Raw genomic sequence first — 25073 nt, 5'->3', positions numbered from 1 at the left:
CCATTAAGCTGTAATATGTTTGACCAGTTCAAACAGGTTACAACAATGGAAGGCGCTGAAAGAAAACAAAATAAAAAGTAATGATAGAAAATAACTATCATTACCTATGTAATGTGTTATCCTCCATCCGATCAGTAGCCCTCCACTATTAAACCGTCCGTACCGGTCATAATGGCAGTGTTATCCTTATTCAAGATAACCCCAGCAATATAAGTTCGACAGCCTATATCGCTTCGGCACAGCATCCTTTCTTCTACCATCCTTGGTGTCACCCTCCAGTAGTATTACTCTTATGCTATGCAGCCTCTACCTCATCGTATGATAAGGGAAGTATATTATTTTATGAATTCACTATATCACATATCCCCTAATAGGACAAAGGAAATATTTCTCACTCTATCTATCAACTTACCGCAGCAATATTATCTTGTCTGTCACAATCCACAATGGCAAGATCAAGGTGATCCTTCAGATTGAGATCATAAGGGTTCTCTAAATCTTCCCCTTCTTCTTCCACAATCCTGATAACAGGCCGCTCGGTCAAATCCTTGTTTTGTCCGACAACCAGCCCTTTTCTGCCATCATTCAAGGTAATCATCAACCCGTATGGATAGATGGCGACCGATTTACGAAAAGCTTCGATAATTGCAGGCTCATAAAGGGTTCCAGATCCTGCATACAGTATCTCCAAACCTTCATGTGGCAGCATCGCACTCCGGTAGATTCGGTGGGAAGTCACTGCATCGAAAACATCCGCAACAGCAAGTATCTTTCCGAACAGATGGATGTCATCCGTTTTGATCCCACGTGGATAGCCGCTTCCATTAAGCCGTTCATGATGTTGGAATGCACAATGCGCAACCATCAGTGGGATGGATTGCATATTTCGAAGGATATCATAACCGTATGTGGCATGTCTTTTCATCTCTGCAAACTCGTCGCTTGAAAGTTTACCAGGCTTGAAGAGGATATCATTAGGGACAAGCATCTTTCCGATATCGTGGAGAATTCCGCCAAGGCCCAAGGTTTCCAAGTCTTTTTGTGATAATCCAAGCTTCAGTCCAATGGATAGGGCATAAAGGGTCACATTAAGTGAATGGGTGAATACATAATTGTCATGTACATAAACATCCGTCAATAAAGCGGAAACTTCATCGTTGGATTTCATATCGGTGAGCAAATGTTGAATAAGTGACTTCAGGGTCTTGGAGGACTTGTCCATCACAAACCATTTACTTAAGGCACGTTCATGCTCCACCGATTTAAACGTATCCGTTATCGTCTTTACCGCCTCCTTCCGGACTTTGTCCGAAATGATGGTCGGTACCTCTATCCCATTTGTGCGGGAATCTTCTATATATACATACGTAACATTCAGTTGTTGCAGGCGTGAAATCATTCGTGAAGTGACAGAAATCCCCTCGCTCAACAGCACCCTGCCGGAATCATTGTAGATCGATCTAGCCAATACCATTCCCGGTTTCATTGATCTTGTAGGTAATAGTCTCATAACTTCTCCTATCTTCACATTTCGACAAAATCTATATATTTCCTATTATAGTAAAAATTTTATGATAAAGCTTGGTTATTTTGAAAAAAGTTATGAAGATTTTTTAAAAATTGTATTAAGAATGGTTTATACAAAGCTGTATAAGTAAACTTTGTTGCTTTCCGTATTGATACATTAACTGTCATATTACTTATTGTCTTGCTCTTTCCCTCCTGTACTCTATTTGCAATTTTTAGAGTGAACCTTTGAGAAAAGAGCCTTACAAACAAAATACCACCGTGTTATTTTGCAAACGGTGGTATTCTTTCCTATATGATTCGATAAGAATATATGAAAAGATAAGTTATGCATCATAAGCATCATCTTATCCCCTGTTAAAGCATTCTGAGCAATGCATCTTTACCTGACATGCCTACTTTAATGCCTACATTTTCTGCCTCATACGTAATGGATTCCAAAGGGGCCTCTATTAATTGCTCGATGGTACGCACCCCAACTGCCCGCCCTGCAATGATTTTTCGGTCCTTCAGCTTGGCATTCAACAAGCCGACATCCAATGCACCGCACATAATGTATCCTTTATCACTTGTAACTGCCATAAAATTGGTCTTTGGCAATTTTACTGTAATGGCAGTAAACGTATGGCCTTCGATTGTAATTGGTGTCATTTCAATCATAGATAATTGTCACGCTCCCTTCCCATATCAATTTATGTGATGTTATGGAAAGGGTGTGAAAAATAGGTTAATTCCCCGAGAAGGAATGTGCTAGCACATCCCGGAGCAATTCCGGTAAGAAGAATTCTTTCTCTTTTGCATGATGGATGCTTGGATACATCCTCCCAAATGTGAACATATCAATGGTACCAATCGTCACCTTATCAGAAGCTTCCAACTTTCGATCTCCCACATAAATCGCAGTTATTTGCCCTGTTCCACCGATTATTTCCGCTTTCTCAAAGCGAACTCCACTGAATGCCATTTTGCCCATGACTTCCCCACGGAAACCAAGTCCTTTTATCCGGAGCTGCTCCATTTCCGGATGGAAGGCCTGCTGGACCACCTCCCGCAACTCCTCACCGGTCAAGGTGACTCGGCATGGATTGATGGGATGGGGACAAACACGGTGCAACATCTCAAGCGTCACATCTCCTTCCTCAAGGCCATCTAGCAGTACTCCAGCATTGACCATCCCGATATCAGCCTGGCACCACTCTCTTAACCTCTCCGCCAGGAAATCAGGAAAAATGGAAGGGGCATACCACTCTACCGGTAAAGGTTGCTTAATTCTACCGATTTTCTTATGAAGAGCACGTTGTGCAGCTTGCTGCATTTCTCTTATCAGCCCAGCCATCTCCTCATCCGGTTCATAGAGTTCCAATTCATGAAGCCTTGCGGTGGATGTAACTAGAGACTTTTTATCCCTGTCATAGGTTATGTCCACTTGCCCGATATATTGGCCATACTTCCCTGCTCCACAAATCAGTGTATCACCGATTAGCCTGCCGTCCGGTAAGACGTGATGCGTATGGCCCCCAAGGATGACATCTAAATCCGGAAAGCGCCTTGCCAGCTCCTCATCATCCGAAATGCCAAGATGGGAAAGAACCACAATCACGTCAGCCTCTTCTTTTACTAGAGGGAGGTATTTTTCCAAAATAGTAAAAGGATCTTCTATTTTCCAACCCAATAAAGAGTAGAAATGTTGATAGAAAACCGTCACTCCGATGAAAGCGACCTTGACGCCATCCATTTCCTTTATTTCATAAGGCTTCACCCAGTGAGGATAATTCCCATCTTCTTCAAATAGATTGGCTGCCAGGACGGAAAATTCGGCCTCCCCATAGAGTTCTGATAACCCCTGATAGTCTAAAGTTATCCCTTCATTATTACCAAAAGTGGCAAAGTCATATTGCAATTTGTTTAACAGACTCGTATTCGCTTTACCACCAGTAGCTTCCGTAATAGGGTGAAAACGATCCATGTTATCGCCAATATCGACAAGTGCCGATGGTAGTGTGGACGCCTGTTCCTTTAAAAAGGTTGCTAACTTCGGGTAGGCGTCAAAATGACTATGTATGTCATTTGTATGTAAAATTCTAATCTGCTGCACACGTTTTCTCTCCTCTAAAATAAATCTAATTGTCTCGGAGCCAAGCCCTTATACTCTAGTCCCAACAGATCAATCATCTGCTTGGCATTTCCAGCTGCATGCCCCCCAGAATTATTGTTGAATAGCATATAAATGTTTTGGGATAACGATGTCAGCTTCTCCAAGTTCTTTTTCCATTCCAGTAGCTCTTCCTTGTTATAGTCGTACAGATAACGGACCTCCCGCCAGTCCTTCCCTGATACAGACTTTGTCCAGCCATGGATGTTCCGACCATGCAGTCGTACTAAAGTATTGTCTGGATCGGTTGGGTGCAGTACCGTCGGAATCGAACCCGTTCCAGCTTGAGGTTCGTCACAGATGCTATGTATCCACCCTTCCTCTTCCATAAAGGTGAGCGTTCTGTCATGGTATGCTGGCTGAAACCAGCTTTGGTTTCGGAACTCAAGCGCTACCTTCGTGTCGCCCATCTGTTCCTTGCACCATCTTATATAATCGACATTTTCCTTTTTGCATTCAAACCATGGTGGAAATTGAAATAAGACCATCGCCAATTTACCTGCATGTTCGTAAGGCATAAGAGATTCTTTAAATGCCGCGAACATCAATTCTTTCGTGTCAAAAGGAATATCCCCCCGCTGATGTCCGGTCATTCCCTGATAAGCTTTCACTATGAATTGAAAACCATCAGGAGTATCTTCAATCCACTTTTCAACGTTCCGCTTCGGCTGAATGGCATAAAAGGAAGCATCTACTTCCACTGTAGGGAAATGCGCCCCATATTCCAGTAATTTATCTCTTGCAGCAACTCCCGCTGTATATAACGAATCATGATCTCCCCAGCCTGTCACACCAACATAAATCATTCGTTTCACCTCATTTTTTTCATTTTATCATAATCGGCTGGTATTTCTCATGTTTGTAGTGCGGTTTATGGGAGTAATTGGTATGATAAATGTATATTTACTTTTTCGGAGGCGCTATGAAAAACAAAATTGTTGTATTCGATCTACTATTTTACTTGGCTTTACCATATTTAATTTGGAAATTTGGACAAGAACCGCTTGGGGATTATTATGCGATACTGCTTTCCACTGCTCCGGGGTTTGTTTACACCATTGTCCGATTCGCCGTAGAGAGACAGTTTAACGTGACAGGCATGTTCATTATGGTTTCCCTCTTCGTCAGTACCTTGGTTGATATCCTTTCTGGCGATGCCTTTACCATGCTTCAGAACTCGGTATACGTGTCTGCCGGCTTCGGTTTGTTTATATTGGGCACGATGATTATAAAGAAGCCACTGGCACTGTACTTTGGCGCTGACATCGCTTATTTGCAGGGACATAAGCGGGAGGACAGTTTAAAGCTCTATCGTCAAAAAACCATTCTTCCTGCGTTCTATTTCATCACAGGCATATTCGCTTTAAGGGGACTTGTCGGCGCAGGACTGAAGTATTATCTTATTGGCGTTTATGGAGTACAAGGATATGATCGGATCCTGTTCTTCATGAAGGTGAATGGTTGGGTGTTTGGAGCGTTGATTGCTGTTGGATTCATTTATTCTAGCTTGAAGATCATTGAGCATTTGGAGAAGCAGAAAGAAAATGATGTACCAGACCCAGATGAATCGGAGTTGGTTCGGTGACGAGTTGGAGTTAGTTAGGGCATTCCTTTTTGGGAGGGAATGCTTTTTCTTTTGGGATGGGGTGGGGACTTTATCAGGAATGTGATGACAATCTTGAGGTGTTTTTCTTTGCCAGATTGTCTTTATCAGGGGGTTGATGACAATCTCACGCTGTTTTTCTTGCCCAGATTGTCTTTATCAAAGGGTTGATGACAATCTCACGCTGTTTTTCTTGCCCAGATTGTCTTTATCAAAGGGTTGATGACAATCTCACGCTGTTTTTCTTGCCCAGATTGTCTTTATACATATAGCAGCGCGCTCTATCTTAACCTACCCAATAAGCGAACATATCTCAATGTCCACCACCGCCATTGCCTTTTTTCAAGCATTCTATCAGGCAAAAAGTTGTTAAGCTATATTGATAGGAACGACGCATTATCCGACCTATCTGTAAAAGCGTTAAGAACAATCAAATATTGAGCAGGAATAATCAGCGGGATATACGTCCTATTTCTCCCCCTCTTTTACATCGTCGGTGAGGTAGACAACGCTCATCCTGCAACGTGAGAAGCGTTGCAGGAATTTAAATTCATTTAGGTGTTTTTCTTAGGATTCTTTATCCGATGGCATCCTTAAATTCCCTTCATTTTGTATATTTATTACGATATCTTGCGTAAAGACTAATTCGGGATAATACTTCGAACGCCATTTCTTTAATTCCTCCCTAGATATCTCCTTTCGAAAGTACTGACCAATGCCAAGGATATCAGCTTCACTTGACTGGATTTTAGAAAACATCCTATCATATCTTTCTAGTAGCAAGGCAGTCAACGCCTCCTTTATTTCTTCTCTTGAAGCTTCTCCTTTTGTTTCTAATACCATTACACTTAACCGTAAGTCTGAATGAAAGTGCGGTCTTCCATCTATTATGCTACTAGCATGATTCATCCTGTTTCCTAAAATCATGACACTCCCTTCATCCAACACTTCAATCTTCCCTTGATTACTCTCATCATTAAATGCATTGTAGAGCAAGGTTTCATCGGGATTTATCACCTCTACCATTTTCCCGTTCTTGATGACGGCCCCTCCGACAAATTCACATACAGAATTCTCTCCCTTTTTTATCATTGCGATGGAGACGTCCTTTGTATAGGAATGAATACTTTGATAGACTTACCATACCCGTGTAAGTGGAATTTGTGGATTCCACCCTGCATTTTTTTCAAAGTAATCTAATAGCACTGTTTCTTCCGAATGTTCCTGGTTTTCCAAAGCCGAAAATATATCTTCTATATCATTCTGACTGATAACCATTAGCGCTTTAGAAGGAACATCCCTTGACCTCATGAAACCTGAAATAAAATCTTTCATTCCTTCCTCAGCCAAACTTTTGTCGACAATGATGACCTTTGCATGTAAAAGATCTACGCTACTCTCCAAATTTGCACTGATTTTATCTATGATTTGGTTAATTGTCGTGCCAGTCTCTCTCACGATAGTTGTTTGTATTTGTCCCTTTGCAGCTTTTGGGATCTGCAAAAACAGCTTGTATTCCTCTTGTTCCTTGGTGATCCCTAGAACCACAGGCATCATTCTATGGTTAATATCTTTGTTATCCCAACAACCGGTTAGGCTCAGAAGGGAGAAAATCAACACACAAAACCCAAATTTTTTAAGCACCTTGCTTATTCCCTCCCTTTGACTGCTTCCCGATGCACAACAAAGACAATGGCACGGTTATAAGGACATAAAACCTTAAAAAGGTATTCCAGCTAAAAAGCTTCTCAACATCACTCCAGTTAGGAATGAATAGACAGATCAGAAAAATGGTACAGGTAAAAAAGATAACAAGGTAAGATGGCCTTGCTACAGGAAAAAAAGAATGGGTAATCCTTACAGTTTTCCACATGACTAAAGAAAGGAACAACATGATGAAAGTTATCAAACTCAATAAGAAAAAAATTGTTACTCGATCAAACATTAACCAGGTTATGTTGATTGCATCCAAGGTCATGACGAATGGAAAGAAAAAGTTGGATGCAGTAGCCTGACCATAAGTAAGAATTGGAACATACACCGACAGAAAAAAACAAGGAATTATTATAGCGATTCCCAGAAACACTTTCATTTTTTTGAAAGAAAAATATGGTTGCACAAAACCCAGGAACAAATAACCTCCACCAATCGCAAAAAAACTATTTAAAAATTCCTGTTCCTTTAAGAAGGAAAAGTCAGAATTCCAAGCAGGGTATAGATAGTTCCAATCAACATTCTGAAAAGAGAAAACCATAACAAAAATAATAAGAGGTAAGAACAGATAAGCTATCACAACCCCAGTCCTAAAGATGGTTTCTAGCCCCATTATTGCCATATAACATGTGATGACCAATAGTAAAAGCATGATCGCCCAGAGTGGTGTATTAGTTAAAAATACAATGGTGATGATTTCGGAATATGCGCGTATGGAAATGATGATTGCCATCATAAAATACGCAAAAATCGGGAGAAGGAAGAATACCTTTACTAACATCCCTGCTTTCGTATAAATTTCTATGATATCCATACCAGGAAAAAATGATAACCCCTTCAAATACATACCCACAACTAATATATGAAACAGTACTCCAAGAAGAATTGGAATCCAATGGGCCTCATCTGTACTACTGATGATATTCGCAGGATAGAGGAAAAATATCAGCCCCAAATGAGTCAACAAATATATGAAAAATACCTGCCAGCTTTTATCCACCTTTTGTATCACCCTTTGAAAAACCCATATTTAAGTAAGGCACCCCAAGTGTATTAATACTTGCAAAATATCCGCAAATCAAAAACACTCCCGCCATGATCCCTAAGACACCGAATAATGATGCCAAAATCAAAATGGTATACTTTAACATTCGAATGGTAATCAAGTTCTGATAGCCGATGACGGTTGCATTGGCAATGGTGGTTGCAGCCAATACAATGATGAGAAGATTGCTGACCAATTGAGCATCAACTGCTGCTTGACCAAGAATAATTCCCCCAACCATGGTAATGGTTGGCCCGATACTTTTGGGCAGACGAACACTTGCTTCTACGATTAACTCCAAGATCACCAACATAAGGATGATTTCCACCAAAGCAGGATATGGGACACCATTACGGCTTTGTGCAATCGATAAGGCTAGTTCTATCCGTAAAACCTCCGGATTGACAGCAACCAGCGCAACATATAATCCAGGAGCAATTAACGCTATCATCACTCCGATCAATCTTAATAAGCGAATGGAAATCGTAATTGGCATGGGAAAGTTTTTATCATTTTCCAAAATAAAAATATCCCAAAATGTGCTAGGCAGAATATAGGCAAACGGAAAACCATCAATAAAAACTACCACTTTCCCTTTTAACAGACAACTAGCCGCTTGTTGGGGTATTTCTGTTGCATGAATTCTTCCCACCGCACTCCAAGTAGATAATTTCAAAACTTTCATTAAATCCTGTATTGTATGTACGTCCATTTCCGATCCGTTTTCCAGGAGTTCTACTGTCTTTTGTAAAAGATTCTTATCTACATTCATGGCATCATAGCAGAGAGATACACTTTTCTTCTGCTTTTTCCCTACCAAAAAATCTTTCACGCGGAGCTGATCAGATACTAATCTCTTTCTAAGGATGCCAACATTCACTAACTTCTCTTCATTGAAGGAGTTTAACGGTCCTTGTAATACACTACCATTCGTTGGCTGTTCAACTGCTCTGCTTAATGGCATTCTTATTGGCTCTACGCTAACCATGAAATCATGGTAATCCTTGAAAAATATAACTAATTCACCTTGCAAAATTGCTGTTATTATTTCATCCTCTTTTGTCATTTTTCGTCCGTTACTGACTAAGTGGTCCAGCACTTCCTTATGCATAAGTGCCGCTGCCGTCATGTGCTTTTCAACAAGCTCGATTGATTTGGCTATATCTACTAAACTCCGTACCCCAATAACCCCAAAATGAATATCTTGGAGTTTTTCTTCCATTACAAATAAATCATCATTATCGTCTAATTTTCCCATTAAGGAGCTTAATAGAGAGCTCATTTCATATTTCCTTTCACCCTTATTATCTTTTCGGATTCACTTCCTCTATACTAGTGTTTCCGTGAAGGAATTATATATGTAGAATCACCATATATTGGTCCGTTGCTAATGAATAAATAATTTATTTTTCATTAAAAATTTATTGTTTATCAATAAATTTTATGTTAAATTCAATAAATAATAAGTATAAATTCGATATGGATATAAACCAGGTTGAAACACAGAATTAAATAATTGGTTAAGAGAGGTGCTACTATGTTCCGTGAGACAGTATTTTTAAAGCTTGCAGTGTTGCTTATCGGGACCCCGGTCCTTGTTTTATGTTTCTTCTTCTTACCTTGGGTAGTAAAGGATGGGGCAGAATTCTTTCCAAGGTTGGCGTTTTTGCAATATCCTTTTCTAATTGGTATTTCTGCCACAGCCATTGCCTTTTTCATGGCATTGTATCAGGCCTTAAAATTATTAAGCTACATTGACAAAAACAATGCATTTTCCGACCTATCTGTAAAAGCGTTAAAAACAATCAAATATTGTGCAGTAGTAATCAGCGCGATCTACGTCCTATTTCTTCCGCTCTTTTATATCATCGGTGAGGTAGATGACGCTCCGGGTATCATCGTCCTCGGTCTGGTCATCATTTTCGCCTCCGCGGTGATTGCGGTATTTGCAGCTGTTTTACAAAAGCTTTTGAAGAATGCCATTGATATAAAATCGGAAAATGATTTAACGGTCTGAGGTGAAAACATGGCGATTATTATAAATGTGGATGTAATGTTGGCAAAACGGAAAATGAGTGTGACAGAACTATCGGAGAGGGTAGGTATAACGATGGCCAACCTATCTATTTTAAAAAACGGAAAGGCAAAGGCTATCCGTTTCTCTACTTTAGAGGCGATCTGCAGGGCGTTGGATTGTCAGCCTGGTGATATCTTAGAATATCGAAGGGATGAAGAGGAAACCCAAAATGAATAGGACCATGCAGCTCGGCTCAAGGAAAAAATTAAAGGGATGGTCCATGGTTGGCGCCTTCAAGCAACTTGTTAGGTTTGGCTGGCAACAGGCATTGTCCTGTGTGTTTCCTGTCGTCATTTTTGCTTCTTTAGCCTTAACTCAAGTGATTTCTCTTCCTTTCTTACCTCGTTATGATTGGCTTCTGGTTATTTGCATTCTGATGCAGTGGTGGATGCTTCGATCTGGACTGGAAACCCGCGATGAATTAAAAGTCATCACCTTGTTCCACCTTATTGGGTTGGCACTTGAAATCTTCAAGGTGCACATGGGTTCGTGGTCCTATCCAGAGGAAGGCTACTCCAAGGTTCTTGGAGTGCCATTATACAGCGGGTTTATGTATGCAAGCGTGGCAAGTTATCTTTGTCAGGCGTGGAGAAGGTTAAATGTTGAGCTTGTTGACTGGCCACCTTTTTGGACGGTGGTATCACTCGCAGCAGCTATATACCTTAATTTTTTCACCCATCATTATTGGATCGATGTTCGTTGGTGGCTATCTGCAGCAGTAATTATCCTATTTTGGAAATCATGGGTCATCTATGAGGTTGGCGGAATTCGATACCGAATGCCAATCGCCCTCTCCTTTGTGCTCATCGGGTTTTTCATATGGGTCGCTGAAAACATCGCAACATTTTTCGGTGCATGGGAATATCCGAATCAAACTGAGACATGGAGCCTTGTGCATTTAGGAAAGGTCAGTTCCTGGCTTTTATTGGTGATTGTAAGCTTTTTGATTGTGGCGACATTAAAGCGAGTGAAAGGGAAAGATTCAAGTAAAAGGAATGATAGGATAGTTATCCATAAATAAAAACCTTGGCATGCAAGCACGCCAAGGTTTTTTTTATGACTAAATGTTACCCAATAGAACCTTCCATCTCGAACTTGATCAGACGGTTCATTTCTACTGCGTATTCCATTGGTAGTTCTTTTGTGAATGGCTCGATGAAGCCCATTACGATCATTTCTGTTGCTTCTTCTTCAGAAAGACCGCGGCTCATTAGATAGAACAGTTGCTCTTCGGATACTTTGGATACCTTTGCTTCGTGCTCAAGAGAAACATTGTCATTGAACACTTCGTTGTAAGGGATCGTATCAGATGTAGACTGGTTATCCATGATTAGCGTGTCACACTCGATGTTGGAGCGTGCGCCGGAAGCTTTTTTACCAAAGTGTACGATTCCACGGTATGTTACTTTACCACCTTGCTTGGAGATGGATTTAGAAACGATTGTGGAAGACGTGTTTGGTGCAAGATGGATCATTTTCGCACCTGCATCCTGGTGTTGACCTTTACCTGCTAATGCGATGGAAAGAGTCATACCGCGAGCGCCTTCTCCTTTAAGGATAACCGCTGGGTATTTCATCGTTAACTTGGAACCGATGTTACCATCAATCCATTCCATTGTCGCATTTTCTTCACACACTGCACGCTTCGTAACCAGGTTATATACGTTGTTCGCCCAGTTTTGAATCGTCGTGTAACGGCAATAAGCATCTTTCTTGATGATGATTTCTACTACCGCACTGTGAAGGGAGTTTGTAGTGTAAACAGGTGCTGTACAGCCTTCTACATAGTGTACATGTGCGCCTTCGTCTACGATGATAAGCGTACGCTCGAATTGACCCATGTTCTCAGAGTTGATTCGGAAGTATGCTTGTAGTGGAGTTTCCACTTTAACACCTTTCGGTACGTAGATGAAAGATCCACCAGACCAAACTGCAGAGTTCAGTGCAGAGAACTTGTTGTCAGTTGGCGGGATTACTTTCGCCCAGTGCTCACGGAAGATGTCTTCGTTTTCTTTTAACGCTGTGTCAGTGTCCTTGAACACTACACCCAGCTCTTCTAAGTCCTCTTGCATGTTGTGGTATACAACCTCAGATTCATACTGAGCAGATACACCTGCAAGATACTTTTGTTCTGCTTCAGGGATACCTAATTTGTCAAACGTCTGTTTGATTTCCTCAGGTACTTCATCCCAAGAACGCTCAGACTTCTCAGATGGCTTTACGTAATACGTAATTTCATCAAAGTTCAAGCTGTTCAAATCGCCGCCCCATTGTGGCATTGGCATGTTATAGAAATGTTCTAATGATTTAAGACGGAAATCCAACATCCATTGAGGCTCTTCCTTCATACGAGAGATTTCTTCAACGATCTCTTTCGTAAGACCACGGCCGGAACGGAAAATGGAAACGTCTTTGTCCTTAAAACCATACTTGTAATCGCCGATTTCAGGCATTTTTTTCGCCATTTTATTCCCTCCATTCAAGAGGTGAGCATCAGTGGGGCACATATTGCCGCACTGTCACTCCCTATCTTGCCTTGCTTATTCCTCTGATTTGACTCCCTTTTCCATGGCTTTCCATGCAAGAGTGGCACATTTAATACGTGCCGGAAACTTCGCCACACCTTGAAGTGCTTCGATATCCCCTAAGTCCATCGTTTCGTCGTCATATTCTTTGCCTAACATCATATCATAAAAAATTTGCGATAGCTCTAGTGCCTTCTCCACTTCAAGACCTTTTACCGCTTGGGTCATCATGGATGCAGATGCCATGGAAATGGAACATCCTTCGCCATCGAACTTTGCATCCGCCACTTTTCCATCTTCTACTTGAAGTGTCAAATGGATGCGGTCACCGCATGTAGGGTTATTCATGTCGACAGTGATGCTGTCAGACTCAATAGCCCCTTTGTTACGCGGATTTTTATAATGATCCATAATCACTTGACGATAGAGAGTATCTAAATTATTAAAAGACATTACTAAAGTACTCCTTTGTTTTCACTAATGATGCTACTAGCTTATCAATTTCTTCCTCTGTATTGTACAGGTAAAAACTAGCACGTGCAGTGGAAGAAACGTTTAGATACTTCATCAATGGCTGTGCACAGTGATGTCCTGCACGAACAGCAATTCCTTCAGCATCCAGCACTGTAGCTACATCATGTGGATGTACGTCTTCTATATTGAATGTAACAAGTCCCGCTCTTTTTTGCGGACCGTAAATGGTGATTCCTTCGATTTCGGACATGCGGTTCATCGCATATTCTGCAAGCTTATGTTCATGGGAAAGGATATTGTCCATTCCCACCTGCTCCAGGAAGTCAATTGCTGCTCCAAGTCCAATCGCACCCGCAATGATTGGGGTACCACCTTCAAACTTCCACGGCAGCTCCTTCCAAGTGGATTCCTGCAGTCCTACAAAATCAATCATTTCCCCACCGAACTCGATTGGTTCCATGTTCTCAAGCAAATGTTTTTTCCCGTACAGGGCACCAATTCCCGTTGGAGCCCCCATTTTATGACCAGACAGTGCGAAAAAGTCGCAGTCTAGATCCTGTACATCCACTTTCATGTGCGGTGTACTTTGGGCCCCGTCGACCACCATGATTGCACCATGTTTATGGGCAATTTCAGCGATCTCCTTAATCGGATTGATTGTACCTAATACGTTAGAAACTTGCATGATGGAGACAATTTTCGTATTTTCCGTGATGGTAGCTTCCACATCTGATAAAGACAGGCTGCCGTCCTCTGTCAGCGGGATATATTTTAAAGTAGCGCCAGTGGCTTTTGCCGCCTGTTGCCAAGGAATGATATTACTATGATGCTCCATGTAGGTGATAACTATTTCGTCGCCTTCCTTGAGGTTGGCACGTGCATAGCTGCCAGCTACAAGATTCAGAGCGGTCGTTGTTCCACGAGTGAAGACTATCTCTTCCCTGTGGGTTGCATTGATAAAGTTCTTTACTTTATCACGTGCACCTTCGTAACCGTCTGTCGCTCTCGTACCCAAAGTATGAACTCCTCGATGAACATTGGAGTTATACCCTTTATAGTACTTCTCCAACGCCTCAATCACCGCTAAGGGCTTTTGAGATGTAGCAGCACTATCCAGATACACTAGCGGATTTCCATTGACTTCTTGATGCAATATAGGAAACTGCTGACGTATCTCCTGGATATTCATTACTTCACTTTCCTTTCAATTACATCAATCAATTGGTTCTTAACCTTTTCGATTGGCAATTGATTTACTACAGGCGCCAAGAATCCGTGGATAACTAAGCGTTCCGCTTCTTTCTTGGAAATTCCGCGGCTCATCAAGTAGTAAAGCTGAAGTGGATCAATACGACCCGCTGATGCGGCGTGACCTGCCGTTACATCATCTTCGTCGATTAAAAGAATCGGGTTAGCGTCTCCACGAGCTTTTTCACTAAGCATTAACACACGAGACTCCTGCTCGGCATTGGATTTAGATGCACCGTGCTCAATTTTACCGATACCATTGAATACAGAGCTTGCGCTGTCTTTCATTACACCGTGCTTAAGAATTTGTCCGTCAGAGTTTTTGCCAAAATGTACAACCTTCGTTGTAAAGTTTTGCTTTTGCTCTCCACGTCCGACTACTACTGTTTTTGTATCTCCAACAGAGCCGTCACCCATAAGATTTGTTACGTTCTCAGAGATCGTGTCACCATCATTCATAAGGCCAAGTGCCCACTCAAGTGTCGCGTCACGGCCAACTACTCCGCGGCGGTTAACGTAAGTTGTTACACCTTTTCCAAGGTTGTCTACAGCACCGTATTGCACTTTAGAGTTTCCATTAGCGATCACTTCTGTCACGATGTTGAAGATGGAACCTTCGCCATCATTGTTGGACAGATAGTTTTCCACATAAGTGACCGCACTATTGTCTTCTGCCACGATTAATACGTGGTTGAACACAGCTTCTGCTTGGTCTTGAAGGTAGATCGCTTGGATCGGTTCTTCAACGATAACGTCCTTCGGAACATAAAGGAATGCTCCGCCGTTCATTAGTGCAGCGTGTAACGCGGATAGCTTGTGCTCATCTACTTTTACACCGTCTTGCATGAAGTATTTTTTCACAAGGTCACTGTGCTCTTTTGCAGCTGTGATGATATCTGTGAAGATAACGCCTTGTGCTTTTAATTCTTCTTTCACAGTGGATACCACTGGTGTGTTATCCACTTGGACATATATATTTTCTCCATCTACTAACGCCTTTACCTCTTGGGGTAATTGGTCCACAGAAGTCATGGAAGTTTCTACAGTGTGCTTCTGGAAGTTTGTAAAATTCCAGTTTGTAATCTTCGTCTTATCCGGCTTCGGTAATGGCAGTTCTTCTGCCAAGGATAAAGCTTGTAAGCGAAGATCTAACAGCCACTGAGGCTCCCCTGACTCTTTGGAGTAGTTAGTGAGGTAGTCTTGATCAAACGGTAATTTCGTCTCTAACGTCATGATAATCCTCCTTGCTTACGCTTCTTGACCGACTGTTTCGTCTTCGATACCTAATTCTTGCTTAATCCAATCGTAACCTTCTGCCTCTAGACGTTGCGCTAGTTCCTTGCCACCGGACTTCACAATGCGACCTTGCATCATTACGTGAACGTGGTCAGGAGTGATGTAGTTCAATAAACGTTGGTAGTGAGTGATGATAAGGCAACCGAAGTCGTCTCCGCGCATTTCGTTGATTCCTTTAGAAACAACTTTCAATGCATCGATATCAAGACCTGAGTCAATCTCATCAAGGATCGCGATTTTAGGCTCGATCATCATCAATTGAAGAATTTCGTTACGCTTCTTTTCTCCACCAGAGAAACCTTCGTTTAGGTAACGCTGTGCCATTGCTTGATCCATTTCCAAGAAGTCCATGTTCTTATCCATTTTACGGATGAATTTCATAAGTGAAATTTCATCGCCCTCTTCACGACGAGCGTTGATAGCAGAACGCAAGAAGTCCGCGTTTGTTACACCACTGATCTCACTTGGGTATTGCATTGCAAGGAATAAGCCAACTTGCGCGCGCTCATCCACTTCCATTTCAAGAACATCTTTACCATCAAATGTGATGCTTCCGCTTGTTACTTCATATTTAGGATGTCCCATGATTGCAGAAGAAAGCGTAGACTTTCCTGTTCCGTTAGGACCCATGATTGCGTGAATCTCTCCGCCTTTTACTTCAAGATTTACACCCTTTAAAATCTCTTTATCATTAATGGATACATGTAAATCTTTAATCGTTAACGTTGAACCCATAACTGTAACCTCCAATGTTCTTGTGTTCCTATATGAAAACACATTCTTGTTTTAATTCTCATTTTATTCTCATTACAATCTTATAACAAATAGAAAGTGATAGCAACCTTTTCCGCCTTGTGTAAGATACCCTCAAATTATAACGAATATAAGGGGGGAAAGTCGAATTTTCGGGGAATTTTTATTTTATTTAACTCCCGGGTATTTTGTGTTCTAGTTATCGCTTTCCGCGGGGCGGTTCTAGAGCTTTCTCACTACGTTGCCGTGTCTCAAGATATCCGCTGTCTGCCGCCGAGTGCTCATAATTTGCCCTCCAATTACCTGGGGAGGCTACTTTATAAAAGGCTCTTTTCATAAACTTTGTTGCTTTTACGTGCTTATGAACCAACCGTTATATACCTTATTCCCGTGCTCTTTTCCCTGTAATACATAATTTACTTCTGCTTGTCCTAATATATCTAAGCAGTAAAAAGTCCAACTGCCGACTTTTTACTATTGGATAGCAACAATCTTTGAGAAAAGAGCTTTATAAAAACAAAAAGGGTCTGCATTATTCTCAGTTGTAAGAGAATAACACGAACCCTTTTCTTCTATATTATATGGTCAACCTCCCAGTTTTCCACTGGACGGTTCTATGGACGGTAATTACGGTCTATTTCTTCAACAATCTCCAAGCTCTTTTGGTAATCCTCTTCTCGTTTTTGTTCAACTTCCAGAAGTTTTGAGAGCTTCTTTGAGTACTCCTCATAACCAAAACCATAAGCTTGAAACATCGCCTTCTCCATTTCACCTGTGTACTTAACTTGTACCTGATGGATAATAAACCATTCCCTTCCTATTTATAAGTGTTTATTTTTTGTACCAGTTTTCTGATACCCTCAAATTATTTGTAATAAACACTTTATTAATCATAGCAGGGATGATTATTTTATCCAAACAAAGTATGGGCCGATTACTCGGGATATTGAGGGTTGTGGAGGGATTAGGGGAGATGGATGAAAGGAGACATAGTATTTCTCTGGATTGCTAAGGCTTTCTGGTTGTCCTGATAATTACGTTGGTTACCCAACGGAGGTGATGATAGTGGCCAGCCGGGTGATAGTGCTGATTATTGTTGATGTTTAGCCTGGCCTGCACAAATGTCCGAAGTGTTTCCATTTTTGACCGAAGTTTTTCGAAAGTTGTCCAAAGTTTTGGTATAGTTGTCCAAAGTTTTCCAATTGTTGACCGAACCAAATTTTCAACTGTCCGAAGCCACATTTGTTCTTGTCCAAACAGTCACGCTAATTGTCCGAACACCCCTTAAAAATAGCGTAGGATTGTCCGAACTAACGAAAAGTTTGTCCGAACCATTTTATACACTAAAAAAATCTCAGCATTTTTATGCAAATACTCCACTTGACACCAAGTTAAATTGGACATACCGATTCTATCTGTATTTCCAACTTCCTAGATCTACGTAACGCTGCTAAGTAAAAAAAGCCTAACCCCAAAAGGTCAGACTCTCCAAAATCAATGCTTCAATTCATTAAAATCACTGATACAAGACTGCACCAAAGTTACGGATTGGCTCATTGCCGCGCCACCACCAAATGCTGCTGTCACACCGCATACTTCCAAGATCTCTTGTTCTGTAGCACCTTGATCCAAACAACCTTTTGTGTGATACACAATACAATACTCATCTTGGGAATACACACTAACACCAAGAGCAATCAATTGTTTCTGCTTTTTATCAAGTACGCCCTCTTTAAAACAAGCTTCTGTGAACTCGTTGTAGTGATGTGCAAGCTCAGGCATCTTTTCGCTAAATAAACCTAGGCCTGCTTTATAATCATGAAGTGCTGCTTCTGCATAGTTTTTCGGCTCATAATGTTGTTCCATTGAAGACAACTCCCATCCTTATTTTTCACAAAGTTAGTATTTGTTTAGGTGGGAGGTAAGTATTCATGAGCGAGAAATATTTTAATAAAACCCCGTGCCTCTATAGCAGGCCACTGAAAAAGTTCATAATTTTAGTAATCTGTTCCATACCGCTGTTGATTTCCGCACTAGGCTTCGCTTTCCGCGGGGCGACCTTGAGCCTCCTCGGGCTACGCCCTGCGGGGTCTCAAGAATGTCGCTATCCCCCCGCAGGAGTCTTCGCCTATTGCTGCAATCAACAGCTAGAAAACGTAATAAAGATAAGTTTTTGGGTTTTTCAGTGGCCTCCCTCTATAGCCCGGGGTTCTCATATGGCTTACTCTTCATCAGATGCTTTTGCTGGTAGTACGGAACCTTTATATTTTTCTTCGATGAACGCTTTGATTTCATCAGACTGGAGAACTTCCACCAATGCTTTGATTTGCTCGTTGTCTTTGTCTTCCTCACGTACAACAATCAGGTTTACGTAAGGGTTGTTTTCACCAGATTCTAATGCAATTGCTTCTTCTTCTGGATCAATTTCTGCACCCAATGCATAGTTTCCATTGATCAATACTGCATCTCCATCTCCATTCAAGTACGCTTGAGGTAGAAAAGCCGCATCAAATTGTGTGTTGAATTGCAGGTCTTTTGGATTGTCTTCAATATCATCAATAGTAGCGGATGTAGTTTCTACACCCTCTTTTAGAGTGATTAAACCTTTTTCCTGTAGCATAGCCAAAATACGACCGTGATCTGCAACAGAATTACTCATTAATATTTGTGCACCTTCAGGTAGTTCCTCAAGGCTATCATATTTTTGAGAATATACACCGATAGGTTCAATGTGAACACCGCCAGCACTTACAAAGTCGTAATCATTTTCTGCAATTTGAGATTTTAAATATGGTTCATGTTGAAAATAGTTTGCATCAATATCTCCATCACGAAGTGTTTGGTTAGGAAGAATATAGTCTGTAAATGTCTTAATCTCTAATTCGATTCCTTTTTCTTCAAGCAAAGCCTTTGCTTCTTCCAGAACCTCTGAATGTGGCACATTGGAAGCTCCAATAACGAGTTTTCCTTCCTCAATGTTTGAACCTGTACCACTTTCTCCACCTTCATTGCTTGTACCACAAGCAGCCAAAACCAGTACTAATAATGAAACCACAGCATAACTTAATAATTTTTTCATCTGAAATTACCCCACTTTCTTAACGTTTGTCTAGTTTATTTGTTACCAAATCTCCAATAAATTGGATGATAAACACAATGATTAAAATGATGACCGTACATACAAGGGTTACTTCCCAGTTGTTACGCTGGAAACCATCTAAGAATGCCAGGTTACCCAACCCGCCTGCACCGATGATTCCCGCCATCGCCGTGTAACTTACAATTGCAATGGCTGTTACCGTTATACCGGAAACCAATGCTGGCATCGATTCCGGAATCAATACTTTCCAGATAATTTCTGATGTCTTTGCTCCCATGGAACGTGCTGCTTCAATGACACCTTTATCAATTTCACGTAGCGCAATTTCTACCATACGGGCGTAGAATGGTGCAGCCCCTATGATCAGAGCAGGAAGGGCAGCGTTGGCACCGATGATGGTATCCATGATGAACCTTGTGAAAGGAATAAGTAAAAATATTAAAATGACGAATGGGATGGAACGGAAGATATTCACAAACGCCGCTACTATTCCATTAATGATACGGCTTTCCCAAATGTTGCCCTTTGATGTTAAAAACAATAAAAGTCCTAAAATTATCCCTAAAATGAAAGTGGCAACTACAGAAATACTACTCATATAAAGGGTTTCTAACGTAGCAGCCCACATTTTATCCCAATTAACGCGTTCAAGCATGTGTCATCACCTCCAACTCCACTTGCTGCTCACGGATAAACGACAATGCTTCTTGTACGTGGGCTTCCTCTCCATCAAGATGGACAAAAAGTGTGCCGTATGCACCGTTTTGAGTCTGTGATATTTTTCCCTGAAGGATGTTCACATCAATCGGAAATCTGCGGATCAAGTTCGTTATCAAAGGCTGTTCCGCCGAAGTACCTACAAATGTTAATTGAATTACTTTCCCTTGCGGATATTCTGCTAGCAGATGTTCCACTGTCTCTTGTGTATCTTCTGGTTCTGTCACCTGCTTGACGAAGCGTTTCGTGATAGGCTGCTCGGGTTTGCGGAATACATTTAGAACATCACCTTGCTCCACGACCTTTCCATTCTCCATGACAGCTACACGATGACAGATTTTACGGATGACGTGCATTTCATGTGTGATCAGTACGATCGTCAGGGATAACCGCTTATTGATATCGACCAAGAGGTCTAAGATGGAATCCGTTGTTTGTGGATCCAAAGCAGAAGTCGCTTCATCACATAAGAGTACTTTTGGATTATTTGCAAGCGCTCTTGCAATCCCAACTCTTTGCTTTTGTCCTCCACTTAGTTGAGATGGATAAGAGTCTCCTCTTCCCTCTAATCCTACAAGTTTGATAAGTTCATCTACTCGCTTATTACGTTCTGCCCTACCGACTCCAGCAATCTCAAGCGGAAACGAGATATTTTCCTTTACCGTCCGTGACCATAAAAGATTGAAATGTTGGAAAATCATACTGATTTCTAGGCGTGCTTCTCTCAGTTCCTTGCCTTTTACCTTCGCAAGGTTCCTTCCTGCTACATCCACTACTCCATCTGTAGGAGTTTCCAGCCCGTTAAGCATGCGGATCAGGGTACTTTTCCCTGCTCCACTGTATCCAATCACACCAAATATTTCGCCTTGGTTGATGGTTAAATCTATATTATCAACAGCTGTAACCGGTCCATTTTTCGTTTTAAAAACCTTTTTTACACCTTGAAGTGAAATCATGCCTGCACCTTCCTTCTTACATTTGCTTTGTTTTAGCTTACCCAATTAGGTTTAATCAAACGTTTGTTTAACCCTTGAAAAATAAAAAATCCCTTCCGCAATAATGAGCAGAAAGGATTAAATGAGAAAAGTCCTTTCTCTCATCTATCAAAGCAAATAACTTTACTTTGTGTGAATTGGCACCATTTCAACAATAACTTGTTGACGGTTGCCGGGTTTCATCGGGCACGTCCCTCCACCTCTCTCGATAAGAGATAAACATATATAATTTAAGTTAAGTATTTGGGCAATTTGAATTAACGAGTGTTATCGTACCATGGGTGTAATTAGCATGTCAATTAAAAACTTTTATAAAACTCTCAGTCTGCACTTCTCCATCCTGAAATCCATACTGTCTGTTTGTACAATTTCTCCATCACACTGCATGATTAAAGGTTTATCTGGGTTTACAGAAATGGATGATCCTCTTAGCATGGTTACATGCCGATGGTTAACGTGCTTCCCCTTAAAAGCCAGTGGAAAAACAAAAAGTAGCTCCCATCTCCCAATTCCGGATACCACACATACATCTAATAGCCCATCATCCGCTTTGGCATCCGGACAGATCATGACCCCTCCGCCATAGTAGGGGAGATTAGCAATTGCCACAAGCCAGACATCCTCATATTCACTAATTGTCCCGTCCACTATCAGCGAGACCTTAGACGGTTTATATTTAAAAAGAACTTTAAAGATATTTAGTATATAGGACAAACCACCAAGTCCAATTTTATTCAAAAAGCGCTTCGATTTCGACTTATTCGTAACTTCCGCAACCTGCCCGTCAAAGCCTAGCCCTGCAATGGAAATAAAATACTCCTCCCCTACCTTAGGGATATCGATGCTACGAATTTCTCCTGCTAAAATTCGCTCCAGTGCCCCTTTAGCATCAAAAGGGACCCCCAGGCTTCTTGCCAGGTCATTACCAGATCCGGCAGGAACTACCCCGAGAGCCACCTCTTTTGAAACCAATCGATTCACTACTTCATGGATGGTTCCATCTCCCCCAACCACTATTATCGTAGTTAACCCGTCATCTATCTGTTCCATTAGTTTACCGGCATGACCTTTATATTCAGTAAAGGAAACCTTATATACTACATTTCTACCCTTTAACAACTTTTCCGTAGCTTCCCAAACGCGCAGTCCTTTTCCGTTACCGGCCGTCTTATTGACAATAAAATAATACACACTCCTACACCGCCTATAATCTTCTCTTTTTCTACCTCTTCTTATTCGTTATAGGCGTGCACAATTCCTTTATGAGACCTCTTTTCTTTCTGAACGGTTCACTAAAGTAAAGAGGGAATCAAGCAACAGGTAATGTCGGAAGGAACCCTTGAATGACAACCCTTTAATATCCCTCATTTTGGTACCACTCAATAGTTTGATGATTTCTTCTGTAGACCCCTCTATCACTATATCCACCATGTTAGCTTCTCCCTCGACCTGCAGATCATTTTTACAGAGTGAAAAGACTGTCTTTTCTCCATAGGCGACCAAGCAGCAGCGCAGACTGTAGTAAGGTAAGATTTCCATCACATGCAATTTTCCTTTTGCTTTTGCGATAAATACTTCCAAGTTCTCTTTTACCATACAAACCCGCCCCCTTTGCCTAATAGATTCCGTATAAGTTAGTTGAATCCCTGCAATTTTAAAAGAACAATTACCGAGTATTTCCGATAACTGTTCTTCATTTCCCAAGAAATATGTCAGACTATGATGTCTTTACCATAGCCTTTTGATAGGTTGCCGTCGATTTTTCTCTAAACATTAAATAAAAGAAAATAGAACTTGTCAGATAAAGCACCGCCGTGACGGAGAAAACAATCGAATATCCCCAATATTCCCCATACAAAAGCACAATCGTCATGGACACCGGCCCCATGCTTGCCCATCCTAGTGAGAACACCATCTGATTAATGGAGTTGGCAAAGCCTTTTAGAGAGTTATCCACTCGCTCCATCATCATGGAAGAAATAATCGGGTTTGCTGCGTTCATGAGCGCCTGCCTGAAAAGGAATCCCAGGGCTGCCAACCAGAAAATTTGGGTGAATGCCGTTAGTAACATAAATGGCAAGGAAAGTAACTGCAATATGACTACCGCCCTCATTTCCCCCACCCTCCGGACTACTGCCGGGCCTATGATCATGGCAACGGCAGTCACCGCCTGACCAAGTGAGAGCACGATACCGATAGTCGAGTTAGAGGTCCCAAAGCGGTCCGCAAAGTACATGTTCAGATATGGAATAACCAGACCAGACCCAAAACCGACCAAAATGGAGGCAAAAGAAAAAGCGAAAATCAATTTCCACTGCCCTTTAGGGATGGAGGATCGGAAGCTTTTAATCGAAAACGCCTTGTTTTCTTGCTTTCGTGGAACTTCTGTCGTTTTAAGCAAAGGAAAGATCCCGACCATGAAGATGATGCTTCCGATAAGCAGTGTCAGTCTTATACTCCAGACAGGGCTAAGACCTACTAGATGTAAAAATAAATCTGTCAAAGTCCCTCCAAGGAGGTTCCCAACTACATTCGCACCCATCATGACCGCAAAATGATAACTGAAAAGTTTTACCCGCTGCTCTTTTGTTGAGCTTTCCGCAAGCCAAGGTACTGCCGTTACCTGGATGAAAGCCATTGCAATACCTGCTATAAATGCACTGATTAGAAGTAGCGATTCCAACTCAAAAATACTTCTCAAGAACATAAAGATTCCACTGAAAAACACACCGTAGATCATCATTTTCCTGCGTCCAATTTTATCACTCAAAATTCCCGCCGGTATTAGAATAATGGCTGCGGCCAGTGATGACATTGCAATAACATTTCCGTTCACCGTTTCTGCAAAGCCTAATTCCCTGATATAAAAATTATATACAATCATAAAGATCCCAAGCCCAATTTGAGTCAGGATGTTAACGATAAACAATTGCTGGATGTTGTGATTATACCGCCTGAAAGATTGAAGCCAATTTACATTTTTCAAAATATGTAACCCCTCGTCTGTTTAGATGAATATTTCGCATCCCTAAACAAATTTACTCCTTTTTCAGAAAAATGGCAATAGGCGATTGTGTCGAAATAAACAAATTTTAGGTTAATTAAATTCTTTTGTTGATTGCAGTGGAAGGCGCGCAGACTCCAGTGGGAGGAAGGGACATGAGAGACCCCGCAACGAAGGAGGCTACTGAAAAAGTAAATAACTTTATTGATTTGGTTAACACCGCTGTTGATTTCCGCAAACGGCTTCGCTTTCCGCGGGGCGACCTTGAGCCTCCTCGGGCTACGCCCTGCGGGGTCTCAAGAATGTCGCTATCCCCCCGCAGGAGTCTCCGCCTATTGCTCCAATCAACAGCTATAAATTTTAAAAAAGTTAAATTTTTTAGGTTTTTCAGTGGGCTTCCACGAAGTGAGGAGGCTCCCGCACGCAGGAAAGCGAAGCGCCTGGAACGGAAACCAACCGCTACAAAAATCCCCTAAATAAAAAACACCCAAAATAGGTGTTTCCTAATCACTTCCCGTCATACTCCTTAAAAAGGCTATACAAATACTCCACAGAACGGAAAGCATATATTTTTTCTTTGATTTCGCCATCTTTGAAAATCATCAAACAAGGGACACTTTCTATTTCCCATTGCATGGCTAGATCCTGTATATAATTCACATCCAACATCCCAAAAGTAAAATGCGGGAAAAGTTCTTTTGTCACATCCAACATGCGCTTGGCAACCTGACACGTCCCACACATTGGGGTGTAAAAATAGACCACAGTCAGTTGATCTTTGTTAATTTGATTTACTAGTTCATTCTTCGTCCAATCGTTCATTCTCTCATCCTCTAATATAGCC

26 protein-coding genes and 2 riboswitches are annotated in these 25073 nt (G+C 41.4%); of the genes, 4 read left to right on the top strand and 22 right to left on the bottom strand.

Going from position 1 to position 25073, the window contains the following annotated elements; all coding sequences use genetic code 11:
* Positions 1-127: 127 nt before the first annotated feature.
* A riboswitch (Lysine riboswitch) is annotated at positions 128-317 on the bottom strand.
* 86 nt (positions 318-403) lie between these two features.
* The 4 genes from EKQ44_RS08750 to EKQ44_RS08735 form a co-directional block, all read right to left on the bottom strand.
* On the bottom strand, positions 404-1510 hold the full coding sequence (locus EKQ44_RS08750; RefSeq protein WP_237663159.1) for an HD-GYP domain-containing protein: 1107 nt from the start codon (positions 1508-1510) through the stop codon (positions 404-406).
* A 374-nt stretch (positions 1511-1884) separates the two neighbouring features.
* Positions 1885-2187, bottom strand: a complete 303-nt coding sequence (locus EKQ44_RS08745; RefSeq protein WP_237663158.1) for a YunC family protein — start codon at positions 2185-2187, stop codon at positions 1885-1887.
* A 67-nt stretch (positions 2188-2254) separates the two neighbouring features.
* Positions 2255-3622, bottom strand: a complete 1368-nt coding sequence (locus EKQ44_RS21570; protein ID WP_237663157.1) for a bifunctional metallophosphatase/5'-nucleotidase — start codon at positions 3620-3622, stop codon at positions 2255-2257.
* A gap of 14 nt (positions 3623-3636) precedes the next feature.
* Positions 3637-4485: a DUF72 domain-containing protein gene (locus tag EKQ44_RS08735; protein ID WP_237663156.1), complete on the bottom strand. Its 849-nt coding sequence runs from the start codon at positions 4483-4485 to the stop codon at positions 3637-3639.
* 116 nt (positions 4486-4601) lie between these two features.
* Between EKQ44_RS08735 and EKQ44_RS08730 the strand changes: the two genes are divergently transcribed.
* On the top strand, positions 4602-5264 hold the full coding sequence (locus EKQ44_RS08730; RefSeq protein ID WP_237663155.1) for a VC0807 family protein: 663 nt from the start codon (positions 4602-4604) through the stop codon (positions 5262-5264).
* A 585-nt stretch (positions 5265-5849) separates the two neighbouring features.
* Here the strand turns inward: EKQ44_RS08730 and EKQ44_RS08725 are convergent.
* From EKQ44_RS08725 to EKQ44_RS08710, 4 genes are read right to left on the bottom strand one after another with little or no spacing between them, the layout of a single operon-like run.
* On the bottom strand, positions 5850-6374 hold the full coding sequence (locus tag EKQ44_RS08725; RefSeq protein WP_237663154.1) for a Ger(x)C family spore germination C-terminal domain-containing protein: 525 nt from the start codon (positions 6372-6374) through the stop codon (positions 5850-5852).
* Between the two features lie 45 nt (positions 6375-6419).
* Positions 6420-6926: a Ger(x)C family spore germination protein gene (locus EKQ44_RS08720; RefSeq protein ID WP_237663153.1), complete on the bottom strand. Its 507-nt coding sequence runs from the start codon at positions 6924-6926 to the stop codon at positions 6420-6422.
* Complete coding sequence (locus EKQ44_RS08715) at positions 6919-7995, bottom strand: GerAB/ArcD/ProY family transporter (RefSeq protein WP_237663152.1); 1077 nt, start codon at positions 7993-7995, stop codon at positions 6919-6921. The genes EKQ44_RS08720 and EKQ44_RS08715 overlap by 8 nt, the downstream gene beginning before the upstream one ends.
* Positions 7988-9322, bottom strand: a complete 1335-nt coding sequence (locus tag EKQ44_RS08710) for a spore germination protein (protein ID WP_237663151.1) — start codon at positions 9320-9322, stop codon at positions 7988-7990. The genes EKQ44_RS08715 and EKQ44_RS08710 overlap by 8 nt, the downstream gene beginning before the upstream one ends.
* Positions 9323-9577: 255 nt before the next feature.
* Between EKQ44_RS08710 and EKQ44_RS08705 the strand changes: the two genes are divergently transcribed.
* Genes EKQ44_RS08705 through EKQ44_RS08695 form a run of 3 tightly spaced genes read left to right on the top strand, consistent with a single transcriptional unit; the run spans position 9578 to position 11138 of the window.
* Positions 9578-10057, top strand: coding sequence for a DUF2975 domain-containing protein (locus EKQ44_RS08705; protein ID WP_237663150.1), 480 nt, complete (start codon positions 9578-9580; stop codon positions 10055-10057).
* 9 nt (positions 10058-10066) lie between these two features.
* Positions 10067-10294 carry a helix-turn-helix domain-containing protein gene (locus EKQ44_RS08700; RefSeq protein WP_237663149.1) on the top strand — a complete coding sequence of 76 codons (228 nt, stop codon included), beginning with the start codon at positions 10067-10069 and terminating at the stop codon, positions 10292-10294.
* Positions 10295-10337: 43 nt separating this feature from the next.
* On the top strand, positions 10338-11138 hold the full coding sequence (locus EKQ44_RS08695) for a DUF817 domain-containing protein (protein WP_414491285.1): 801 nt from the start codon (positions 10338-10340) through the stop codon (positions 11136-11138).
* Between the two features lie 46 nt (positions 11139-11184).
* Here EKQ44_RS08695 and sufB read toward each other — a convergent pair whose 3' ends face one another.
* From sufB to EKQ44_RS08625, 14 genes are all read right to left on the bottom strand, one after another.
* Positions 11185-12582 carry a Fe-S cluster assembly protein SufB gene (gene sufB, locus EKQ44_RS08690; protein WP_169292740.1) on the bottom strand — a complete coding sequence of 466 codons (1398 nt, stop codon included), beginning with the start codon at positions 12580-12582 and terminating at the stop codon, positions 11185-11187.
* 75 nt (positions 12583-12657) lie between these two features.
* Complete coding sequence (gene sufU / locus EKQ44_RS08685) at positions 12658-13095, bottom strand: Fe-S cluster assembly sulfur transfer protein SufU (RefSeq protein WP_237663147.1); 438 nt, start codon at positions 13093-13095, stop codon at positions 12658-12660.
* A complete protein-coding gene (locus tag EKQ44_RS08680) occupies positions 13085-14305 on the bottom strand; it encodes a cysteine desulfurase (RefSeq protein WP_237663146.1) in 1221 nt (406 codons plus the stop codon). Before EKQ44_RS08680 ends, sufU begins: the two co-directional genes overlap by 11 nt.
* Entirely contained in the window at positions 14305-15597 is a 1293-nt protein-coding gene (gene sufD / locus EKQ44_RS08675) for a Fe-S cluster assembly protein SufD (RefSeq protein WP_237663145.1), read from the bottom strand. The genes EKQ44_RS08680 and sufD overlap by 1 nt, the downstream gene beginning before the upstream one ends.
* A 15-nt stretch (positions 15598-15612) precedes the next feature.
* Positions 15613-16395, bottom strand: coding sequence for a Fe-S cluster assembly ATPase SufC (gene sufC / locus EKQ44_RS08670; protein WP_060665465.1), 783 nt, complete (start codon positions 16393-16395; stop codon positions 15613-15615).
* A gap of 632 nt (positions 16396-17027) precedes the next feature.
* A complete protein-coding gene (locus EKQ44_RS08665; protein WP_237663144.1) occupies positions 17028-17168 on the bottom strand; it encodes a hypothetical protein in 141 nt (46 codons plus the stop codon).
* 739 nt (positions 17169-17907) lie between these two features.
* Positions 17908-18279 (bottom strand): carboxymuconolactone decarboxylase family protein, encoded by a 372-nt coding sequence (locus EKQ44_RS08660; RefSeq protein ID WP_237663143.1) that lies wholly within the window; start codon positions 18277-18279, stop codon positions 17908-17910.
* 355 nt (positions 18280-18634) lie between these two features.
* On the bottom strand, positions 18635-19492 hold the full coding sequence (locus tag EKQ44_RS08655) for a MetQ/NlpA family ABC transporter substrate-binding protein (RefSeq protein ID WP_237663142.1): 858 nt from the start codon (positions 19490-19492) through the stop codon (positions 18635-18637).
* A 19-nt stretch (positions 19493-19511) separates the two neighbouring features.
* Entirely contained in the window at positions 19512-20168 is a 657-nt protein-coding gene (locus EKQ44_RS08650; protein ID WP_237663141.1) for a methionine ABC transporter permease, read from the bottom strand.
* The gene (locus EKQ44_RS08645) at positions 20161-21186 is read right to left on the bottom strand and encodes a methionine ABC transporter ATP-binding protein (protein WP_237663140.1); all 1026 of its coding nucleotides are present in this window, start codon (positions 21184-21186) and stop codon (positions 20161-20163) included. Before EKQ44_RS08645 ends, EKQ44_RS08650 begins: the two co-directional genes overlap by 8 nt.
* 137 nt (positions 21187-21323) lie before the next feature.
* A riboswitch (SAM riboswitch) is annotated at positions 21324-21440 on the bottom strand.
* A 94-nt stretch (positions 21441-21534) separates the two neighbouring features.
* Positions 21535-22416, bottom strand: a complete 882-nt coding sequence (locus EKQ44_RS08640; RefSeq protein ID WP_237663139.1) for a diacylglycerol/lipid kinase family protein — start codon at positions 22414-22416, stop codon at positions 21535-21537.
* A 69-nt stretch (positions 22417-22485) separates the two neighbouring features.
* On the bottom strand, positions 22486-22821 hold the full coding sequence (locus EKQ44_RS08635; RefSeq protein WP_237663138.1) for a hypothetical protein: 336 nt from the start codon (positions 22819-22821) through the stop codon (positions 22486-22488).
* A gap of 121 nt (positions 22822-22942) precedes the next feature.
* A complete protein-coding gene (locus tag EKQ44_RS08630; protein WP_237663330.1) occupies positions 22943-24214 on the bottom strand; it encodes an MFS transporter in 1272 nt (423 codons plus the stop codon).
* A gap of 522 nt (positions 24215-24736) precedes the next feature.
* Positions 24737-25051 carry a thioredoxin family protein gene (locus EKQ44_RS08625; protein WP_237663137.1) on the bottom strand — a complete coding sequence of 105 codons (315 nt, stop codon included), beginning with the start codon at positions 25049-25051 and terminating at the stop codon, positions 24737-24739.
* Between the last annotated feature and the right edge of the window lie 22 nt (positions 25052-25073).

The organism is Sutcliffiella horikoshii, from assembly GCF_021991925.1.
In the GTDB taxonomy this organism is placed as follows: Bacteria; Bacillota; Bacilli; order Bacillales; family Bacillaceae_I; genus Sutcliffiella_A; species Sutcliffiella_A horikoshii_F.
This window is presented reverse-complemented; position numbering and strand designations above follow the sequence as displayed.

Coding starts and splice junctions, on each gene's coding strand:
- EKQ44_RS08730 (WP_237663155.1), top strand. CDS start 4,602: ATGAAAAACAAAATTGTTGTATTCGATCTACTATTTTACTTGGCTTTA.
- EKQ44_RS08745 (WP_237663158.1), bottom strand. CDS start 2,187: ATGATTGAAATGACACCAATTACAATCGAAGGCCATACGTTTACTGCC.
- EKQ44_RS08660 (WP_237663143.1), bottom strand. CDS start 18,279: ATGGAACAACATTATGAGCCGAAAAACTATGCAGAAGCAGCACTTCAT.
- sufD (WP_237663145.1), bottom strand. CDS start 15,597: ATGACGTTAGAGACGAAATTACCGTTTGATCAAGACTACCTCACTAAC.
- EKQ44_RS08750 (WP_237663159.1), bottom strand. CDS start 1,510: ATGAGACTATTACCTACAAGATCAATGAAACCGGGAATGGTATTGGCT.
- EKQ44_RS08735 (WP_237663156.1), bottom strand. CDS start 4,485: ATGATTTATGTTGGTGTGACAGGCTGGGGAGATCATGATTCGTTATAT.
- EKQ44_RS08655 (WP_237663142.1), bottom strand. CDS start 19,492: ATGAAAAAATTATTAAGTTATGCTGTGGTTTCATTATTAGTACTGGTT.
- EKQ44_RS08700 (WP_237663149.1), top strand. CDS start 10,067: ATGGCGATTATTATAAATGTGGATGTAATGTTGGCAAAACGGAAAATG.
- EKQ44_RS08680 (WP_237663146.1), bottom strand. CDS start 14,305: ATGAATATCCAGGAGATACGTCAGCAGTTTCCTATATTGCATCAAGAA.
- EKQ44_RS08635 (WP_237663138.1), bottom strand. CDS start 22,821: ATGGTAAAAGAGAACTTGGAAGTATTTATCGCAAAAGCAAAAGGAAAA.
- EKQ44_RS08650 (WP_237663141.1), bottom strand. CDS start 20,168: ATGCTTGAACGCGTTAATTGGGATAAAATGTGGGCTGCTACGTTAGAA.
- EKQ44_RS08625 (WP_237663137.1), bottom strand. CDS start 25,051: ATGAACGATTGGACGAAGAATGAACTAGTAAATCAAATTAACAAAGAT.
- sufU (WP_237663147.1), bottom strand. CDS start 13,095: ATGTCTTTTAATAATTTAGATACTCTCTATCGTCAAGTGATTATGGAT.
- EKQ44_RS08665 (WP_237663144.1), bottom strand. CDS start 17,168: ATGTTTCAAGCTTATGGTTTTGGTTATGAGGAGTACTCAAAGAAGCTC.
- EKQ44_RS08710 (WP_237663151.1), bottom strand. CDS start 9,322: ATGAGCTCTCTATTAAGCTCCTTAATGGGAAAATTAGACGATAATGAT.
- EKQ44_RS08725 (WP_237663154.1), bottom strand. CDS start 6,374: ATGATAAAAAAGGGAGAGAATTCTGTATGTGAATTTGTCGGAGGGGCC.
- sufB (WP_169292740.1), bottom strand. CDS start 12,582: ATGGCGAAAAAAATGCCTGAAATCGGCGATTACAAGTATGGTTTTAAG.
- EKQ44_RS08705 (WP_237663150.1), top strand. CDS start 9,578: ATGTTCCGTGAGACAGTATTTTTAAAGCTTGCAGTGTTGCTTATCGGG.
- EKQ44_RS08645 (WP_237663140.1), bottom strand. CDS start 21,186: ATGATTTCACTTCAAGGTGTAAAAAAGGTTTTTAAAACGAAAAATGGA.
- EKQ44_RS08695 (WP_414491285.1), top strand. CDS start 10,338: ATGGTTGGCGCCTTCAAGCAACTTGTTAGGTTTGGCTGGCAACAGGCA.
- sufC (WP_060665465.1), bottom strand. CDS start 16,395: ATGGGTTCAACGTTAACGATTAAAGATTTACATGTATCCATTAATGAT.